Origin of the sequence: Tenacibaculum agarivorans (assembly GCF_001936575.1) — a bacterium.
GTDB lineage: Bacteria > Bacteroidota > Bacteroidia > Flavobacteriales > Flavobacteriaceae > Polaribacter > Polaribacter agarivorans.
On sequence record NZ_MSMP01000023.1, the window covers coordinates 1 to 20167 of the forward strand.

At 32.7% G+C, this 20167-nt stretch carries 20 protein-coding genes; 8 read left to right on the forward strand and 12 right to left on the reverse strand.

Annotated elements, in window-relative coordinates; translation table 11 throughout:
- Window positions 1-479 precede the first annotated feature (479 nt).
- The 10 genes from BVC87_RS16105 to BVC87_RS16150 all read right to left on the reverse strand — a co-directional run bounded on the left by BVC87_RS16105 (window position 480) and on the right by BVC87_RS16150 (window position 10191).
- Complete coding sequence (locus BVC87_RS16105; protein ID WP_075343429.1) at window positions 480-1154, reverse strand: hypothetical protein; 675 nt, start codon at window positions 1152-1154, stop codon at window positions 480-482.
- A gap of 6 nt (window positions 1155-1160) precedes the next feature.
- Window positions 1161-2660: a PASTA domain-containing protein gene (locus tag BVC87_RS16110; RefSeq protein ID WP_075343430.1), complete on the reverse strand. Its 1500-nt coding sequence runs from the start codon at window positions 2658-2660 to the stop codon at window positions 1161-1163.
- 3 nt (window positions 2661-2663) lie between these two features.
- Window positions 2664-3374, reverse strand: coding sequence for a hypothetical protein (locus BVC87_RS16115; protein ID WP_075343431.1), 711 nt, complete (start codon window positions 3372-3374; stop codon window positions 2664-2666).
- An 81-nt stretch (window positions 3375-3455) separates the two neighbouring features.
- The gene (locus BVC87_RS16120) at window positions 3456-4772 is read right to left on the reverse strand and encodes a hypothetical protein (RefSeq protein WP_075343432.1); all 1317 of its coding nucleotides are present in this window, start codon (window positions 4770-4772) and stop codon (window positions 3456-3458) included.
- 3 nt (window positions 4773-4775) lie between these two features.
- Window positions 4776-5279: a hypothetical protein gene (locus BVC87_RS16125; RefSeq protein ID WP_075343433.1), complete on the reverse strand. Its 504-nt coding sequence runs from the start codon at window positions 5277-5279 to the stop codon at window positions 4776-4778.
- 5 nt (window positions 5280-5284) lie between these two features.
- Window positions 5285-6217, reverse strand: coding sequence for a hypothetical protein (locus BVC87_RS16130; RefSeq protein ID WP_143569808.1), 933 nt, complete (start codon window positions 6215-6217; stop codon window positions 5285-5287).
- Window positions 6218-6235: 18 nt separating this feature from the next.
- On the reverse strand, window positions 6236-6745 hold the full coding sequence (locus BVC87_RS16135; protein WP_075343435.1) for a hypothetical protein: 510 nt from the start codon (window positions 6743-6745) through the stop codon (window positions 6236-6238).
- 7 nt (window positions 6746-6752) lie between these two features.
- Window positions 6753-8573: an OmpA family protein gene (locus BVC87_RS16140; RefSeq protein WP_075343436.1), complete on the reverse strand. Its 1821-nt coding sequence runs from the start codon at window positions 8571-8573 to the stop codon at window positions 6753-6755.
- An 18-nt stretch (window positions 8574-8591) separates the two neighbouring features.
- Window positions 8592-9134: a hypothetical protein gene (locus BVC87_RS16145; protein ID WP_075343437.1), complete on the reverse strand. Its 543-nt coding sequence runs from the start codon at window positions 9132-9134 to the stop codon at window positions 8592-8594.
- A 1-nt stretch (window position 9135) separates the two neighbouring features.
- Window positions 9136-10191 carry a hypothetical protein gene (locus BVC87_RS16150; RefSeq protein WP_075343438.1) on the reverse strand — a complete coding sequence of 352 codons (1056 nt, stop codon included), beginning with the start codon at window positions 10189-10191 and terminating at the stop codon, window positions 9136-9138.
- 178 nt (window positions 10192-10369) lie between these two features.
- Between BVC87_RS16150 and BVC87_RS16155 the strand changes: the two genes are divergently transcribed.
- From BVC87_RS16155 to bioA, 5 genes are read left to right on the forward strand one after another with little or no spacing between them, the layout of a single operon-like run.
- Complete coding sequence (locus tag BVC87_RS16155; RefSeq protein ID WP_075343439.1) at window positions 10370-11566, forward strand: aminotransferase class I/II-fold pyridoxal phosphate-dependent enzyme; 1197 nt, start codon at window positions 10370-10372, stop codon at window positions 11564-11566.
- A 53-nt stretch (window positions 11567-11619) separates the two neighbouring features.
- The gene (locus tag BVC87_RS16160) at window positions 11620-12324 is read left to right on the forward strand and encodes a DUF4386 domain-containing protein (RefSeq protein ID WP_075343440.1); all 705 of its coding nucleotides are present in this window, start codon (window positions 11620-11622) and stop codon (window positions 12322-12324) included.
- 58 nt (window positions 12325-12382) lie between these two features.
- A complete protein-coding gene (bioD, locus tag BVC87_RS16165; RefSeq protein ID WP_075343441.1) occupies window positions 12383-13000 on the forward strand; it encodes a dethiobiotin synthase in 618 nt (205 codons plus the stop codon).
- Between the two features lie 33 nt (window positions 13001-13033).
- The gene (locus BVC87_RS16170; RefSeq protein WP_075343442.1) at window positions 13034-13312 is read left to right on the forward strand and encodes a GIY-YIG nuclease family protein; all 279 of its coding nucleotides are present in this window, start codon (window positions 13034-13036) and stop codon (window positions 13310-13312) included.
- A gap of 45 nt (window positions 13313-13357) precedes the next feature.
- Window positions 13358-14623, forward strand: a complete 1266-nt coding sequence (gene bioA / locus BVC87_RS16175; protein WP_075343443.1) for an adenosylmethionine--8-amino-7-oxononanoate transaminase — start codon at window positions 13358-13360, stop codon at window positions 14621-14623.
- Window positions 14624-14685: 62 nt separating this feature from the next.
- Here the strand turns inward: bioA and BVC87_RS16180 are convergent, their stop codons facing one another.
- Entirely contained in the window at window positions 14686-15132 is a 447-nt protein-coding gene (locus tag BVC87_RS16180; protein WP_075343444.1) for a cytochrome c oxidase assembly factor Coa1 family protein, read from the reverse strand.
- A gap of 76 nt (window positions 15133-15208) precedes the next feature.
- Between BVC87_RS16180 and BVC87_RS16185 the strand changes: the two genes are divergently transcribed.
- The 3 genes from BVC87_RS16185 (at window position 15209) to BVC87_RS16195 (ending at window position 18473) form a co-directional block, all read left to right on the forward strand.
- Window positions 15209-16363 (forward strand): beta-ketoacyl synthase N-terminal-like domain-containing protein, encoded by a 1155-nt coding sequence (locus BVC87_RS16185; protein ID WP_075343445.1) that lies wholly within the window; start codon window positions 15209-15211, stop codon window positions 16361-16363.
- A gap of 54 nt (window positions 16364-16417) precedes the next feature.
- Window positions 16418-17515, forward strand: a complete 1098-nt coding sequence (gene bioB / locus BVC87_RS16190) for a biotin synthase BioB (RefSeq protein ID WP_075343446.1) — start codon at window positions 16418-16420, stop codon at window positions 17513-17515.
- Window positions 17516-17609: 94 nt separating this feature from the next.
- Window positions 17610-18473 carry a cupin-like domain-containing protein gene (locus tag BVC87_RS16195; protein ID WP_075343447.1) on the forward strand — a complete coding sequence of 288 codons (864 nt, stop codon included), beginning with the start codon at window positions 17610-17612 and terminating at the stop codon, window positions 18471-18473.
- 317 nt (window positions 18474-18790) lie between these two features.
- Here BVC87_RS16195 and rseP read toward each other — a convergent pair whose 3' ends face one another.
- Window positions 18791-20134 carry an RIP metalloprotease RseP gene (gene rseP / locus BVC87_RS16200; RefSeq protein WP_075343448.1) on the reverse strand — a complete coding sequence of 448 codons (1344 nt, stop codon included), beginning with the start codon at window positions 20132-20134 and terminating at the stop codon, window positions 18791-18793.
- Window positions 20135-20167: the final 33 nt, after the last annotated feature.

Below are 20167 nucleotides of genomic sequence, written 5' to 3' on the forward strand. Positions count from 1 at the left end.
AATCAACTACTGAAACTTACATAATGCTACTCAATTATGAAAGTTTACTATCTTAATGTGAGTTCGACGTAATGTTACCTTTCTCACCTTGTAAATACGGAAATCTTTACGAACGGATCCTAAATGTTTCCTCAAGTTCTCGATCGAAAGAGAAAGGAAAGTCAAGCAATCTTTCTCTTAAAAACGAGATTTTCGTTAAATTAACGTGAATCTTGGATAAGAAATTCTTGTCAGTTCGAGTGATTTTACAGAATGATAATGAGGTAAAATTGTATCGAGAACAATGTATTTACTTCTCGATACAAAATTCATTTTCGTTTTACTCTAATGAATTTCACTCGAAGTGACAGCCTTATTCTTAAACGAGATTTTCATTAAATTATATAGATTACTTCACTATACTTCGTTTCGTTCGTAATGACGATTTTTTTGATATTCGAAATATTCAATAGGCAATCGTATCAAATATAACTTAAATTCTATACTACTAAAGTAATAACATCATCAGCTTTAATCATCTTTTTTTGATTTTCATCATATGATGGAATTTGTTTGGTAAACACACTAGTATCTTCAATAGGACTATCTTCAGTCTCCCCTTCTATTTCGTATCCTAAACCGTAACTTTCTAATAGTTCCTTAATCTCTTTAAACGTTCTTTTCTCCGTTACCTCTTTATCGTCTTCATTTGTTACTACTTTTTCTATAACACTCGGTAAAAATCGAATAATTTGAGTGTCAGAAGGCGGCACAGGCACAATATCAAATTGAATTTCTGCAGTTGCGTTTAATCCTAAATTATATTTATTTGTGTTAGATGCATTTACTGGTGTTGCATACATTTTAGGCTTAAAGGCTCTAGTATTTTGAACACCTCCACTTGTATTTTGCTGTGATATTGATAATGATATTTTGGCTTTAGCTGTAGTTTTTGGTATGGTATAAAACGTAGGTTGATACCCTACATCTCGCAACATTTTTAATGTTTCGTGAGATTTATCAGGATCGCTATTATAAATTTCTAAGGTTTGACGTAATGAACCTTCATCTAAAGCTGCTTGGGCTTCTCCAACTCCTTCTCCAATAGAAGCTATAAAATCTCCTAACGGCGCTGCAAAGGCATCTTTTACATAATCGTATGAATTGCTTGACATAATTTTTTAGTTTAATGGTTTTGCGAATATGACTATAACTTCTTGTCCTTCTTCTACACTAGCTTCTGGTGCAGGCGACTGTTTAAAGGATTGTCCTGCTACTAAATTAGGATCGTTAGTAGGGTGATATACTGCATCTAATTTTAACTCGTAATCTAACAGCAGTTTTCGAACAGCTGTTTCAGTTAACCCTAAAAGATTTGGCATTCTTCGTCCTATAGTAGCTGTAGCTGTTGGATTAGGCACAACATCTATAGTAATACCACTAACAACCGCTTCGTTAATATTTTTAGCGCTTTCAAAATCGATTAGACCTAACATCGTTCCTTCTGGTCCTTTTTCCACAGTAGTTTTCAAGTTTAAAGAAACATTCGCCAATTTATATTTTGAATTTAACAACTCTTCATCAGCTTTAATCACATCTTTTACTATACTTCCATACACCTTACTTGCTGCTAATTTATTAGGATGTTCTGTAACATTAAATTCTTTAACCTCTTCCAACTCTTTAGTAATTTTTGCATTTTGTCTTTCTAAAGAATCTATCAATGTTTGTTTCGCTACTAACTCAGTATCTCTAGTATCAATAGCTTTCTGACTTATTTTTATATCGTTCTGAAGCTTGTCTATACTCAATAAAAAAGCTTCTTTTTCTTGTTGTGAATTATCTCGTGCTTTTTCTAAATCGACTACTTTTTTTTGTAGATCTAAAAATTTCACTTCAAAATTTTCAGTATCCTTAGCTTCAAGCTCTACAACTCTATTTTCTAATACAGAGATTTGATCTTTTAATGTAATTGTATTTTGCTGTAACGCTTCTTTCTCTTGAACTTCTTCTGCCAACTGTGTATTCAATAAGGTAAGACTCGTATTTAACTCTCCTAGTAACTCTTCTTTCTCTTCTACCTGAGTTCTCACTAAATTAAACTCAGAAGTTAGTGTTTCCTTTTCTTGATTTAAACCAGCTATAGTGGTATTCAAGCTTACTATTTGACCTTCTGCAGTAGTTCTTTCCTCTAGTAATTTCGCTTTTTCTTTTTCTACAACCAACATTGCATTATCAAACTCAAAAACAGGTAATGAAGAACCCATAACCATATGGGTTTTTACATCCATAATGGCTTCTTTTTTTAGCAACCAATTGGATCCAAAATCAATACCTAACAACATCTTTTCTTTGTTCATGCTTACCTTAAAATCAGATGCAATAACTTCTGGAAGTTCTCCTTCTGAAGTAAACTTTATAATTCGGAATGATGGCACTCCTCCTGATTTCAAAATTTCCCTAACAATTCGAATGGTTTGATTGGTTGTTGATATTCTATCTGGAATTTCAATAGTATGTGAAATCTTTGATGCTTTTATCATTAAAGCTTTAGTTAAAGAAATCCATGAATTCAGATTCATGTTATAAAACTGAATAGCTACTTCAACACCAGTTATGGATTGATTTGAAGTGTCAAACAATTGGGCTTTAAACTGTAAAAAATCTATATCTGCTGCCATAACTTATTGTTGAATTGAAATTTTAGTTACTACGTTTCCTATGTTTACTTCTAAGATTAAAATATGCCCGTTCGCAAAATCTACTCCATCAACTTTCACTTGAGCAGATGCTTTTCCATTGGCATCCGTTCGGATTTCACTCACACTTAAAAATGAAGTACTATGATTTAGCGTAACATTCGGATTTAATTTTTCTGTTTTTTCTTGATTATAATTGAACTCTACTAATGCGTCTGAAATCTTCTCCCCTGCTGCATTAATCACTTCTACATCAATATCATAAATATGAATATTCGCGGTTTTCTTCGGCACTGCATTTATAATAAGCTGGGGTAAACCTTCATTAGGTACAATAGCTACAAATCTGCCTGAAATAGTACTCGTTATCTTATTCGTTTCCTTGGTATCCGTAGTGGTATTAGCTACAGGTTTAAATGCAATAGCTTTTGCATACCCTTTTTTATAGGATTGATAAGGAAATGCCGGACTCTCAGCAACCGTATTTGTTTTTTGTGGTTCACTAGTCGTTTCCTTTTCAAATTCTGCTTCCACTTGCAAATTAAAATCTAGATATGGTAACGTATATAGTGTATTAGGTCTACCAAATTCATCATATGGCTTTACATTTCTAAGATGATTTTGGGCTTCATTCAAGCTATCAGAAATCCCTAATAATATTTGTTTTAAGGTTAATGCGTTATTAACTGAGCTCATTGTAATGCGTTTTTAAATGAAAAACTTTTTTTGGTTGTTGATGTGATACAACTGTATTCAATTGATTATTTTTTACTTCAATCAAAAGAAGCCTGTATTACTTTTCTTTATATTCTTTATTGTGTGTATGCCTTCCTTTACTTTTTTAATCGTATTAAGGTCTACAGAAAGTTTTTTGTTACTCACATTAAAGCTTTGGTTTTCTTCTTTTTTTGCTATTTTATTTTGAATAACACCTAAATCAAAAGCATTATCCGTTTTCTTTTCTTTGCTATGAACTGTATTGAATACTTCCATTTTTTTATCTATAAATCCAGCTACTTTAGTAGTTTTATCTAAATATTTGTTCGCTGTATTAAAAAGTTGATCTACTTTAGCAATCCCTTTGTCTACCTTGTTTACAAGTGCTACACCTTTAGAAATTTTGTTAGTCTCATTTTTTAATCCTAAAGCGTTTACTCCTGCAGAAAGTTGTTGTAATCCTGAATTTACTGTAGTACTTACTTGTTTTACACCTTGGTACGTGTCCACTACTTTTTTTCCTGTTGTTATCGTAGTTTGTACTGTTTTGTTTTCTTTCAATTTTGGAAATAACTCCTTCCTCCTTTTTTCTTTCTTTTGAACAGGATTTACTACGAAACTGTCTGTTTTTTTGTTCCCCTTTTGTACATCAGAAACGAATTGCTGTACTTTTTTCGCTTTTTTAACTAGCGCTGTTGTAGACTTCGTTTTTTGTATAATTTCAGGTACTAAAGACTTAGATTCCTTTTTTTGTTTTGTTTTTTGATCTACACTAAATAGTGATTGATTTGATTGTTTTTTTATGGTCTGTATTTGCTCTTTTGCCTTTTTAACTTTGGCTATAGCTTTTGTTAGACTAGTTTTCTTTTGTTTCGCAATTTCTATTTTAGGTTGTTCGGCTTTTTTTTGAATCTGTTGAATGGTTGTTATACTAGCATCAATTGTTTTTTTAACTTGGATAAAACCACTTTCTTTTTTCTTTTGAGTTCTAATTGTTGAAGGCATGACAATAGAACGCTCCTTTGATTTCTTTTGAATCGGTGCATCAACTTTCCATCTATCTTCTTGTTTTTTCTTTTGCTGCCTTCTCTTTTCTTCAGCTCTTTCTTCTCTCTTTTTCTGATCTATTGATTTTATTTCATGCTCGTACTTTTTATCCGAACCTGAAGCTTCTTTCTTACCTGTAAGTTCAGCCATTTTATCTTCGAGCTGTTTTTGCTCGTCTAATAATGACTTTAGATTAGCATTAAACTCTGCTACATCTTCTAAAGACTTGTCTTTTTCTACTCCAGAAGAAAGAAGAGTTTTAAAATCTAACTCCTCTTTTTGCTCTGAAGCTTTTTCTTTCTTAACAAAACTTTTCCAATGCTTAGCCATAGTTTATGAATTGGTATTCGTAGGTGTTGTAGGATTTGGATTTCTCTTACTTTCTAATTCTGCTTCAATCATGCTTTGTAAGCGTTGCTCAAATACTGGCGGATTAGGCACTGTAACCAATTTGGTTCTAATTAATGAGCTTGCTTCGGCAGAATATTGATATTTTTGAGAATAACTTGCAGATACTGTAGCACTAACTGCTGCAAAACCTACATTAAATCCTGCGCTAACCGATACTGAGGCACCAAATTCTCTAGACTCCATCATAGATACTGACATTTTACATTCAAAAAAAGTATCTACATACTGGTAGAAAGTGGGAGTAAAGCCTAACGCTAGTAGGCTATACTCCTCTCCTCCCATTTCTATCTTGGTATCTACAAGCTCCTTAGCCAAGTCCATAGAAACTCTATCTAAGGCACGTTGTGCTTGTGCTATACCAATACCCAAACTTTTTACCATTTCTGGCAAGGGTGCATTCTGTATTTCTCTGGTTATTCTACCCATTTATACTAGTTTTCTGCTTCCTCTCTTGCTATTTCCATTTGCTGTTGGATACGCTCTTCTAAAATTGCTGGTGGCGGAATAGGAACCAATTTTGTTTGTAGCAAACTAGAACCTTCTGCAGAGTAACTATACTTTTGAGAATATTCTGCATTCACTTGAGTAGTGGTTACTGTTTTATTCGTTTTTAACCCTTTTCTCCAACTAAAGCTTGCACTTCTGTCTGTACTCTTCGTATTTCTACTATACGAATATGAAGATGATCCTTCTCTAGAGAATTTTATGGCAATTCTCACCTGAATCATAGTATCTACAAATTGGTAGAATGTTGGAGAAAAACCTAACTCCAACATCGATAAACGTTGTGGTAAATACAATGTTTTTTCAACTGCTCCAGGTTTTACCATAAGTGCTGTTGTAGAAGCTGTTGGTGGATCAGGCATTAATTTATAAGCTCCATTTCCTCCACTTGCCTCAGGATCGTATTCATACCATTTAACAGGGTCGCTTGTTTCTCGATAATATACTGATGCATTCTTTTGATTATCTGGAGTAAACTTTGCACTGGCGCTACTTGGAATAACATCTACATCTACTACAGGTTTATCATATGCTGCTTCAGTATCATCTTTAATTTTCTCTTCTATAGACGCTTTATACGCTTGATCCGTATTTGCATTATACAACTCTACTGCACCTGCAAGTGACACCTTTTCTTTACCAAAGAAAACACGACTATCCTTAAAATTGATAAATTCTTTACCATCTTTTTCGTACTTGACAGGACTTAATCCTCCCATCATTTCTGCTACTTCAATGGAATTTGAGTCTAATGCCATTTGTGATTTAGCAATAGACATTGCCATTTGCTCTATCATCTGTCCCATTGGAACATCTAATAATTGCTGCCCTATTCTGGGCGTATCTCTAAACATATTCATAATAAGTTCTTTTAATTTTTATTCTTCTTTTTTATTTAATGTTGATCTTAATATTTCTAAGTATATATCTGGCGCTGGAAGTGATACAATTTTGGCTGCAATGGATGAAGACCCTTCTGCAGAAGCAGAGAACTTTCTGGAATAATGGGCGGATACTGAAACACCAAACATTTGTGTTGAAGTATTTCCACTTCCCTTATCTCCTCCCGAATTATCACTCTTAGTTTCACCTTTTCCATAATTGAATGCTAAAGCTCCTCCATAACTTTCTGATTCTGCCATGGAAAATTCCATTTTCATTTCTAATGATGCTTCAGTAAACGCATAAAATGTGGGTGCAAATCCAAGGCTTAATAAATTGTACTCATCATCACCTACGTTAATTTTTATAGATGCCATTTCATTAGCCAATCGGATGGAATTCGCGTCGAGTGCAGATTGCGCATTGGCAATAGACATTCCTAGCTTTTCCAACATCATTGGTAATGGTGCATTGGCAATTTGTTGTATTACTTTAGGTGTTTCCATCGTTCAATTAGTTTGAAGATGTGTTACTTCCTCCTGTTAATGATTGAATATAATTTTCTAAACCTGATGGAGGTGGTACTGAAATCATACGTGCAGCAACAGAAGCATTTCCTTCTACAGACATATTAAACTGACGTGCATAACGAACATCTAATGATCCACTAATGGCTAAAGATCTATCTCCTTTAAAATCTTTAGAGGATTCTTTTAGTTTAGAAAAATCATTTTTAGTATCACTTACAAACACTTTAGTAGTATCCTTATTTACATCTGCAGAAGCTTGCTTATTTACTTTTACATCTACTTCCTTATTTTGTTCTGAATGAATAAAATAATTCACTTTCGTTTCTTCATGTAAGAAATAGTAGTAATCGTTATACTTTTCAGCATACAACTCTTGTAGTTTACTTTTAAAGTTATTTGCAGACTTTAAAGCTGCTGTCATTTCTGCTGCTGTAAACGTGTATGTTTTTCCGTTGTACTTGAATGAAATTGGTAACCCTGTATTTCCTGTTGAGTTGTCATTTTCTAGATACACAAATTCATCGGGTGCAGCAGCACTAGCTCCTGTTTTTGTAATTTCTCCTCCGTTAAAGTGGATATAATCATGACCCGCAGGAAGCTCTACTTTTATTTTTCTAATATTTGGATCTTTAGCAGAACTACCATTCGCTAACTTTTCTCCTTCAGTAGCTATGGTTACTCTACTTGGAGCTAAAGTAAAAGTTCCTCTTTTTTCTAATTCAGTCTTAAAAGCTTCTGCTCTTTTTGTCCCTAAAGCTTTGTTATAATCCTCATTTTCTTTAGTTGCATTTCCGCTTCCATCAGTATATCCTGTAATGGTAATATTTAATGACGGATCTCTTTCTAACAATAAAGCCAAAAGAGTAACATCATCTTTATCTACTGCATCAGATTTAACTCCCGTAGAATATCCATAGTTGATATCATACTTATCCCAATCGAAAAAGAATTCCAGTACTTTTTTACCACCTGACCTATGTATTCCTTCAGCATTTATACCTACAACAGTTCCTCCGTTAGTAGATCTAGCACTTGATAATGTGTGTGCAAAATCTTTCTCTTTTTTGAACTTTTTAGGAGCTCCTCCTCCTTTTAATGTAATATCTGGAGCACCAGCATCACCCAAAGGTAAATATGTAGATGGCATTTTTAACAATCCTTCTGTTGCTGCATGCACATAAGGTTGTGCTACAACTACAAAACCACCTTCTTTGATGATAAGTAGGTTATTAGACGTATTTTCTTCTAATACTTTTTCATCTTCAATTACGGTATCTACACGTAAATCACTGGATTGATCTCTCATTTCTTCTTTTGTCTTTTCAACTTTAGAATATGAGCCTTCTTCCTTGTGAACTTCAAACGATTTTTCGTTGATACTAATTTCTTCAGAAGTACTTGCCTTTAATGCTACTTCTTTTTGAGTTTTAGAATTTTTACTTAGCGATTTATTTCTACTCTTTTTTAATTGATCGAAGAAATCTTTATCGAATGTGGTATTATTTTTATAATCCACAGCTAAACTAAAATCTACCTCTACCTCTTCTTTTAGTGCCATTTTTAAGCTAATTGATGCAGAGATATCTGCATAATCAAAAGCATAAAACGCAGGTTGAAATCCAAACTCTAATAAAGATTTTCCAGCTACTTTAGTTTCTGCTAGTCGGATGAGTTGTGACACCGAATTGTTATCTAACCGCTCTTGAGCGCTAGCAATACCCAAGGCTAATGCCGTAACCATACTACTCACATCTACGTTTTGTAGTATTTTTGCCCCTTCATCAAATGTTTTTGTGTTTGACATATATAATTTATTTAATGGTTAAAAAGGAGAAACGCCCTCAGGTAAATCCATGGCAATTTTGGGATTTACCGATTCTTTTCTCACAATGAAATAATTATGTTTTTGCTGCAATCTTTTTAATTGACTTGCATTAACCTGATATCCTCTAAGTAACCAATTCAACAATTCATCTGTAATGGGCTGTTTACCTTTACCTAAGTCTTTTTGAACTTCAAGTAATAACCCTTTAGCTTCTTCTTGTTCTCCTCTATGTATATGCTGAATTGCTTGCCGCTCACTCACAAAAGCTTTATGTTTTCGCACCAAAACGTCTTGTTCTTTTTCATCTAAGAAAGTCCTGTAATTTTCGCAAAATGAAATCACCTGATCATGTGCTCCTGATAATTCCAAAGACTCCATTACACATTGACTATAATGTTGAAAAAACAACTCACTGTCTTGTTGTTTTTGGGTGAGTTTCAATGCTTCTTTATAATGCCGTAAAGCCTCAGTGTAATTTTTATCTAAGGCATGCATTTTACCTCTTTCTGCAATTCTATAGTGTAGCATGTTCTGTTCCATCTTATATAATTTCTGGGTTACACATTAATTGTTCTAATTGTGCTAATAGGTATCTTGCAATTATTGGAGGAATAGCTTCTTTACTTTCCCAATTTTTAGCTCCTTCTTTTGGCAAATCTTCTTTAGCAATAAACTGACGTAATACATTAGTTACATTTTCAAAGTCTTCAATAGCTTCTATTTGAAGTTTTTTCTTGAAATTGACGTCTTTCTCTACATCAACTGTCATTCCCATTGCTACGCTAGACTCTACAATTTTTTCAGCATTTTTTCTATTGATACTCTCAAATAATGTAATAGGCATTGCGTTTTGAACATCTTCTAAAATTGCTTCTGGCATCCCTACTTGATTCACTAGAAATGAGATATGTTTTTGGTTATTCACATCAAAATCATTCATAATCAAGTGCACCAATTGATGACTTTGATTTACTAGTTTTACTGTTTTCTTAGCATGGAATTTTCTCCATAACAATTGAGAACTATCATAAGACACATCTTCCACCGCATATACTTCCCCTACTTTGCTTGCAGTTCTTTTTAGCTGTTTTTCAATATTTTTTAATTCCGCATCTTCAATTGTATCACTAATCAGAATTGTATACACATCTTTTTTGGGATTTGAATAATGCACATTTGCATCTACTCTTTTCTGCAATGCTTTTGCAGTAGCGACAGATACATTTCCTAGGATTATACTAGGATCATTCAATAGTAAATTCAATACTTCAGATTGTTTACAGCCTAAAAATGTAGCCAATTGCTCTGTTACTTTTGGAAGTTGTAATACATTGTCTAAACTCACACTGATATCAACTAACTCAGTAGTTAAATCTACTTTATCCTCTTCTTTGCAAACTGATACATCTAAACCTAGTTTAGTTAAAGTATCCTCTGCTTTCAATGCTGTATGATTATCTACTTTTTGAAATAAAATTGATGGTGCATTATATAACAACTTAAGCATATAGTCTTGAGGGACTTTTAATGCGTCTGATAAGATTTTTGATGCTCCTGGTGTAGCTGTTCCGATAGAATTTATAATTACAGTGTTCATGTAGTATTTTTTTGATTACTACAATGTTATTACGAATACACAGGAATTACTCAAGGAAAAGAAATAATACTAATAAGGGAAAAATCCCTTAAAAAAAACCGTCTAAAAACAAAAGCGATGCTATTTTAAAAATTAGTATAAAAGAACTCTTTTTCCTCTTTTTCTTATTTTTGCGACGATGAATTTTCCTGATAAACTTCAACAGAAATTAACTAAAAGAAATGAACTGAATGCTTTACGAAGCTTACAAGTACCTTCTGATCTAGTAGACTTTTATTCTAATGATTATTTAGGTTTTGCTAAATCGAAGCCTATTTTTGAACAGACGCATCAGCTACTTTTAGATCAAAACTTTATGATAAATGGTGCAACAGGTTCTCGATTAATTTCAGGAAATCATCGATTATATAAAGAAACGGAAGAACTTATTGCCAAATTTCATAATTCAGAGAAAGCATTACTTTTTAATTCTGGTTATGATGCCAACTTGGGTTTTTTCTCTGCTGTGCCACAGCGAGGCGATATTATTTTATATGATGAATTAATTCATGCATCTATACGTGATGGAATTCAACTTTCTAATGCAAAAGCATATAAGTTTAAGCACAATGATATAACACATCTAGAAAAGCAAATTATGTCAGTTCGAGAATTATCAAATTCAAAAGAGACTTTGAATGAAGATAGCTTACGAAGTAAGTCAAGAACTCAAACATCAAACGTTTTTATCATTACCGAATCTGTTTTTTCTATGGATGGTGATTCTCCTGATTTAGTGGCTATGGCTAAAATTGCAAATCAATATAATACCTACCTAATTGTAGATGAAGCTCATGCACTTGGTGTTTTTGGATCTCAAGGAAAAGGTTTAGTACAACAATTATCTTTAGAGAAAGAAATTTTTGCCCGTATTGTAACCTACGGAAAAGCTTTAGGATGTCACGGAGCAGCAATTTTAGGAAGTACTGAATTATATACTTATTTGGTTAATTTTTCTAGGAGTTTAATATATACCACAGGTTTACCACCACATGCAATTGCAACAATTCAAATTGCCTATACCCATTTGCAAGAAGAAATTATAGATTCGTTACACAATAAAATTCAGCATTTTATTAATGAAATTCATCGATTACAGCTTACAGATGTATTCATAAAAAGTAACTCTGCTATTCATTGCTGTATCATTTCTGGAACTACAAAAACAAAGGCAATAGCCACTCAACTTCAACAAAAAGGTTTTAATGTAAAACCAATTCTATCTCCTACGGTTCCTGAAGGTGAAGAACGACTTCGTTTTTGTTTGCATAGTTTTAATTCAAAAGATAATATTAGTACTGTATTAACAGAATTGAAAACACTTATCCACCTATAAAACTGTAACATAGTCTTTTGTAAATCGTTTTCTTGATGTAAACCAGAAACACTATGATCAATTTAAACCAAAAAAATACAGTTGCAAGACTAGCAGGCTTCATATATTTACTAGTAGTCATATCAGGAATTTTCAGCCTCATGTATGTCCCAAAAAAATTAATTGTTTGGGGCGATTCACAAGAAACAACACAAAAAATTAGTAGTAATTTATACCTTTTTAAACTTGGAATTGTAAGTGAAATTCTAATGCTTTTTTCATTTATTTTTCTTCTTTTGGCTTTATATAAATTACTGCATAAAGTAAATAAATATCACGCAGTGTCCATGGTAGTAATAGGCTTAGTAAGTATTGCGCTTAATTTTTCAAATATGGTGACTAAGTTTTCAATACTTACACTCGTAGAAGGAAGAAACTATTTGTCTCAGATTTCAGCAACACAAATTGAAGCTATAACTATGTTTCATGTAGACTCCTATTATCATGGTATTAACCTTTCTCAAGTTTTTTGGGGATTATGGTTATTCCCTTTTGGTTATTTAGTTTTCAAATCAGGGTTTTTACCTAAATTCCTTGGTTTTTTTCTAATGTTAGGATGCTTTGGATATATAATTGCATTTATTGGCAATCTCTTTATTGTTGATTACAACAAAACTCTATTTGCTGAAATTGTATCCATTCCAGATTCTATTGGTGAATTGGGTATTTGTTTATGGTTGTTAATAATGGACACTAACCAATTCAAATTTTCAAAATAATATCATAAACTAAAGGTTGCGTATTTACTTCTTTTTAAAAACTCGCTACCTTTGCTATATGGTGAAACAACAAAAATATTTTATCACAGGTATTTCTACAGAAGTCGGTAAAACTGTGGCTTCTGCTATTATTACTGAAGCCTTAGAAGCTGATTATTGGAAACCTGTACAATCGGGTGATTTAGCGTACTCTGATACACATAAAGTACAGCAGTTAATTTCTAATTCACGATCTGTTTTTCATAAAAATAGCTATGCTTTACAGACGCCTATGAGTCCTCATGCATCAGCTGAAATTGATGGAATTACTATAGATATTAATGAAATTAAAGAGCCTTCTACTGAAAACAATTTAGTTATAGAAGGCGCAGGAGGGCTATTAGTACCTCTAAATGATGAGCATACTATTTTAGATTTGATTCAACCCGATTATAAAGTAATTGTAGTATCTCGTCATTATTTAGGCAGTATAAATCACACTTTACTAACATTGAATTTATTGAAAGATAAAGGTTTTGACATCTCTCTACTATTCAGTGGTAATGAACATCCGACCACTGAAAGTATTATTAAAAAAATGAGTGGAGTTCCTGTATTGGGTCGCATAGAAGAAGAACCTTACTTCGACAAAAATGTAATTAAAGAATACGCTGAAAAGTTTAAGGATAAATTGTAACGTCACCCTGAACTTGTTTCAGGGTCACACATGATGAGAAAAAGTTTTATTTACATATTGACTAATACATATAGAACTACTTTCTACATAGGAGTAACATCAAACTTATCAAAAAGATTGACAGAACATTATGAGGGAACTGGTTCTAAATTCACCAAAAAATACAACATCACTGATTTAATTTATTTTGAGGAGTTTAATGATATTAATCGAGCTATAGCAAGAGAAAAACAATTAAAGAATTGGCATAAAGAATGGAAACTAAATTTAATTCGAGAAGTCAATCCTACTTTTAAAACATTAGATTATTAATTTTGATGAGATGCTGAAACAAGTTCAGCATGACAAAACATAAATATGACACTACAAGAACGTGATAAAAAACATATCTGGCATCCACTAAAACAACACCAAACACATCCTAATAGTTTAGGAATTGTAAAAGCTAAAGGGTGCATACTTACTGATGAACATGGCAATGAGTATATAGATGCAATTTCGTCTTGGTATACCTGTATGTTTGGTCACTGTAATGAGTATATCATTGGGAAAGTTCATCAGCAAATGCAGCAACTAGATCAAGTAATGTTTAGTGATTTTACCCACCCTGCTGCTGTAGAGCTTTCTGAAAAATTGATGGCAATCTTACCTCAGAATCAAGCTAAAATTTTCTTTAACGATAATGGCTCAACAGCTGTAGAGTCTGCTATTAAAATGGCTCTTCAATATTATTTTAATAAAGGAGATCAACGCACTACTTTTATTGCATTTGAAAACGGTTTTCATGGAGATACTTTCGGAGCCATGTCTGCCTCTGGATTATCTGTATACAATGGACCTTTTGAAGATTTTTTAATCAACATTCATAGAATTCCTGTGCCTAATGGAAACAATCATGTTGAAATTCTTCAACAATTAGAAGCAATTGTAAATAACAATAAAGTTGCTGCCTTTGTATATGAGCCTCTAGTTCAAGGAGCAGCAGGTATGAAAATTCATAATGCAGATGGTTTAGATGCAATTATTAAATTTTGTCAATCTAACAACGTATTGACTATTGCCGACGAAGTAATGACTGGTTTTGGAAAAACAGGAAAATACTTTGCTTCTGATTATATTGAAACTAAGCCTAATATTATCTGTTTAAGTAAAGCCCTAACAGGAGGCATGGTTCCTATGGCAATTACATCTTGTACGCAAGAAATATATGATGCTTTTTTAAGTAATGATATTGCAAAAGGCTATTTCCATTGTCATACCTACTCAGCAAATCCAATAGGTTGTGCTGCTGCTATTGCTAGTATTGATTTATTGACTTCTGAAGAAATCCAAAAAAACATACAGCGTGTCAGTAGATCACATGTTGAATTCGGTGAAAAAATTAAAACACATGCTAAGGTAAAATCAACTCGAAATATCGGAGTAATTTTTGCATTGGATTTAGATACCAATATGGAACGGTATGGTACATTACGAGATTTACTTTTGTCTTCTTTTATGAAAGAAGGTGTGTTTTTACGCCCGTTAGGAAATACTATTTACATTCAAGTACCGTATGTAATTACTGATGCACAACTGGAGAAAGTATATACTACTATTGAAAAAGTTTTAAATCAATTGTAGACTAATGAATTACGAATTTGAAATCATACATTGAAAATTCATAATTTCAAATTCGTAATTAACTAAATTATTTCTGGAATCTTTTCTTTTTCGAGTAAGTTGATCTGTTCACCTGTTTCTTTAATCGTCACATATAGATCTTCGTATATCCACTTTTTATCCGATCTAATTCCTCTAACAACAAGGTTTCCTTCACCTTTATCTCCTCTAATTGTAATTGAAAAATCTACGTCTCCATCATCATTCCTCATCGAAATGTTTCCATTAGGAAATCCTTCTGAATCAATATTTTCTCCTAATAATTCAATAACTCTTTCATTCTGCTTTGCAATTTCAACAGCATCATCTATAGGTGAGGCATCCATAAACTCATTCACTACACCAAACACAGTAGCTCCTATACCGAAAATGAACACTAATATTCCGATTAAACATCCTGAACAGCATCCTACAGGTAATACCCAAGGCCAATTTCTACCTAACCAACTTTTTTGATTTTGTTCGTTCATATGATTTTTATTACAAATTAAAGCATTATTTGTACTATAAAAATTAGATTAGTCTTAATTTTGTCGAAATTTTTCTATTTTGAAGCCAATATCAATATCAGGATTTGCATCTATATCTCCATTAGGAAAAACTTCAGAGGAAGTCTGGAATAGTTATTTAGATACCGATCATAGAATAACCAAAAGAAATTTTAATCATTTTTCTGAATGGGCAGCAAGTATTTCTAGTGAAAATTTACAATTGATTGAAGAGATTAGAAACTCTGACAATAAATATAAAAATCTAGACGAAAGTGTTTTATATGCCATATATGCTTCCAGAAAAGCCCTAGAAAAAGCGGGTTGGAAATCTGGATCTGGTTTTGGAATTAATATTGGTTCTTCTAGAGGCGCTACTGCTTTATTTGAAAAATATCATCAAGAGTTTTTAGCTACAGGAGTTTCATCAACCTTGAGCTCTCCTACAACGACATTAGGAAATATTTCATCGTGGATTGCTCATGATTTACAAAGTAATGGACCTGAAATATCACATTCTATTACTTGTTCTACTGCACTACATTCTTTATTGAATGGTGTTGCTTGGATTCAAGCGGGTTTATGTAATCAATTTTTAGTGGGAGGAAGCGAAGCTCCACTTACAGACTTTACCATTGCGCAAATGAAAGCTTTAAAAGTATATTCAAAAGAAACTGAAGGATATCCTTGTAAAGCTTTTGACTTAGATAAAACCAAAAATACTATGGTTTTAGGAGAAGGTGCTGCCGTAGTTTGTTTAGAACGTGAAATTTCTAGTACAACTATTGCTAAAATTGAAGGTATTGGTTATGCCACTGAAGTTTTAAAACACAACACCTCTGTAACTGCTGATGCTGAATGCTTTCAAAAATCGATGAAAATGGCTTGCAAGAATATTGATTTAAATGAAATAGACGCCATAGTAATGCATGCTCCTGGAACTAAAAAAGGAGACTCTTCAGAAATTAATGCCATTGCAAAAGTATTTGGAGACCATCGTCCTTTTTTAACTACCAATAAATGGAAATTGGGTCATACCTTTGGAGCTTCTGGATTATTAAATTTAGAATTAGCTTTATTAATGCTTGTACAACAAAAGTTGATTCATGTTCCATTTGCTAACGCACAAAAGGAACCTCAAAAAATTAAAAAGATATTAGTAAATGCTGTAGGATTTGGCGGAAATGCTGTTACAGTTTTAATTTCTAAATAGTATAAAATTCAATTTAGTTTTCCTACTTTTGAAGGAACAAACAATGACGACTATATGAGTGAGACTAGACATAACTGGACTAAAGAAGAGATTTTAGCAATCTATAACAAACCGATGATGGAATTGTTATACGAGGCTGCTACTGTACATCGTAAGCACCACGATCCAAATACCGTTCAAGTATCTACTTTACTTTCTATAAAAACGGGTGGATGTCCAGAAGACTGTGGTTATTGTCCGCAAGCTGCAAGATATCATACCAATGTTGAAGGAAATGATTTAATGACTGTTAATCAGGTAAAGGCTCAAGCTTTACGTGCTAAAGCTTCTGGAAGCTCTAGAGTGTGTATGGGAGCTGCATGGAGAAATGTAAAAGATGGACCTGAATTTGATCAAGTTTTAGAAATGGTACGTACAATTAACAAACTAGATATGGAAGTTTGTTGTACACTAGGAATGTTAACAGAAAACCAAGCACATCGTTTAGCAGAAGCTGGTTTATACGCATACAACCACAATTTAGATTCATCAGAGGAATATTATAAAGAAGTAATTTCTACAAGAGGTTTTGAAGACCGATTAGAAACTATTGATAATGTTAGAAAAACAAATGTAACAGTTTGTTCTGGTGGAATTATTGGTATGGGTGAAGCTATTGAAGATAGAGCTGGAATGTTAGTTGCTTTATCAACCTTAAATCCGCAACCTGAATCAGTACCTATTAATGCTTTGGTAGCTGTAGATGGTACTCCTTTAGAAGATCAAAATCCAGTTTCTATTTGGGAAATGGTAAGAATGGTAGCTACTACTCGAATTGTAATGCCAGAAACGCAAGTACGATTATCTGCTGGTAGAACTACTATGAGTCAAGAAGGACAAACCATGTGTTTCTTTGCTGGTGCTAATTCGATTTTTGCGGGAGATAAATTATTAACTACCCCAAATCCTGACGTAAACGAAGACATGAAGTTATTCGAATTATTAGGGTTAAATCCTCAAAAACCTTTCATAAAGAAAATGCAACCTAAAACGGTTGAAGCTGAAGACTCTCAGTATCAAGACTTGGGTGAAAAACCAAAATGGACTAGACCTAGTCATACTATTGAAAGAAACGAAATCAAAAAACAAGAAGCTAAGGAAATTAAGGCGTAATAGATATTCTATATGCGTTAATTTATTTTAACAATTTGTATTCAAAAAGATTTCGTAACGTTTTCTTAACTTTGCGGTTGTCAAATTTTAATTCATGGGATTACAATTAGAGCAAATAGATAGGGTTGAAACGATAACTAAAGAAGACTTTATCAAAAATTACTTCAAGCCACAAAAGCCTGTGGTTATAGAGCGTTTCATAGAAGATTGGCCTGCTTTCAATAAGTGGTCTTTAGAGTATATGAAAGAAATAGCTGGTGATAAAGTTGTTCCATTATATGATGATAGACCTGTAGACTATAAAGATGGTTTTAATGAGCCTCATGCTAAAATGAAAATGAGTGAGTATGTTGATTTATTAAAGCGTGAGCCTACTAAATTTAGAATCTTTTTATGGAATATTTTAAAAGAAGTACCTATTCTTCAAAAGGATTTTACCTATCCTGATTTTGGATTACGATTAATGAAAGGCTTACCTATGTTGTTTTTCGGAGGAAGAGATTCGTATACTTTTATGCATTATGATATAGATTTAGCTAATATTTTCCATTTTCATTTTGAAGGAAAGAAGAAATGCATTCTATTTGATCAAAAACAAAATAAATACCTTTATAAGATACCTCATTCGCTAATTACAAGGGAAGATATAGATTTTAATGATCCTGATTTTGAAAAATGGCCTGCTTTACAACATGCTAAAGGTCATGTTGCAGAATTGGAACATGGAAATGTTTTATATATGCCCGAAGGGTATTGGCATTATATGCGCTATATCACCCCTGGTTTTTCAATGAGCTTACGTGCAATAGCAAGAAACCCTAAAAACCTTGGAAAAGCGGTTTATAATGTATTTATCATGCGAACTATAGATAATATAATGCGTCGTATAAAAGGACAGAAGTGGATTGATTGGAAAAACGAACAAGCTATTAAACGCACTAATAAAATAAATGCTTAAAAATTATAGGTTGGTTTAAACCATAATTTTTGTAAAAACACTAAAAAAAGAAGGGGAAAAATCCTCTTCTTTTTTTTATACCTGCTATTTTATAATATAGTAATTTAGGGATAAGGGAATTACAACTAAAACAACTAACATTTTATGAAAACTTGTCCTCACTGCGGGTCTTCTGAACGTATTAGAAGAAAAAGAACCGGATTTGTAAAACATATCCGATTCATTAAATTTTATAACTGCCTTTCGTGCAGAAAAAACTATTATTGGATTGCGCCTTTTAATTTCTCTTTAAAAGTTAAAGCCGCCTAGTAAGTAAGTTATTTAAATAGTTTTACAACATCATTACCATTAGCAAATAATAATAATGCTAATAAAATTACAAAACCAGCCAATTGAGCATATTCTAAGAATTTATCACTTGGCTTTTTTCCTGTGATCATCTCCCATAAGGTAAACACTACATGTCCTCCATCTAATGCAGGGATAGGTAATAAATTCATAAACCCTAACATTATTGACAGAAATGCTGTTATACTCCAAAAACTATAAGCACTCCACTCCGAAGGGAAGATGCTTCCAATAGAAATAAAACCTCCTAAACCTTTATAAGCTCCTGTACTTGGATTAAATATTTTCTTCAACTGCTTAACATAACCTGTAAGCGTGCTCCAAGATTTGTCTAAACCTGCAGGAATAGCCTCTATAAATGAGTATGATTTATCTGCTAACTTATAGTATCCTAACTTTTCTAAATCTCCTAACTTAAGCATCATTAATCCTACACCTAACTTTCCTTCTTCATTTACTTGCACAGTAACATCTTTAAGTTCTTCTCCTCTTTTTACTGTAACTGTGGTCGTAGTATTTTTATGCTTAGCTAAAAGTACTTTAGCTTCATCAAAATATGTAACTTTCTCTCCTCCTATAGCTGTGATAAAATCTTTTGATTGTAAAGCTTTATTATTCGGAGAATCTTCTGCAACACCAGCAACAACAAATGGATATCTAGGTAAAATAAAACTTCCTGCCTCTTTGCCTCTATCTACTAGCTTAGAAATAAAGTTCACTGGAATTTCTTTTTCTATTTGTGCTCCATTTCTTTCTATAACAAAACTATTACCATTTATAAACTCAACTGGAAGTTGACCAAATTTTTCAATTTTTTCACCATCTACAGAAAGTACCTTATCTCCTGTTTCTAAACCTAGTGTTGAAGCCAATTCATCTTGTACCCATATTCCATCTTTTACACTATCATTTGGAAGGTATTTTTCTCCATAAGCCCACATTAAACATATGTAGATTAAAATTCCCAAAACAAAGTTTACAAAAACACCACCTAACATAATGATTAAACGTTGCCAAGCTGGTTTAGACCGAAACTCCCATGGCTTTGGTTCTTCTTTCATTTGCTCTGTATCCATGCTCTCATCAATCATTCCAGAAATTTTCACATATCCTCCTAAAGGAATCCAACCAATTCCATATACAGTTTCTCCTATTTTCTTTTTGAATAGTGAAAACTTGTAATCGAAAAACAAATAAAATTTTTCAACCTTAGTTTTAAACAACTTAGCTGGAATAAAATGCCCTAACTCGTGTAAAACAATTAATAACGAGAGACTTAAAATGAATTGTGATGCTTTTATAAAAATTTCCATAAATGGTATTACTATCTTGTTTTAAAAATTTAA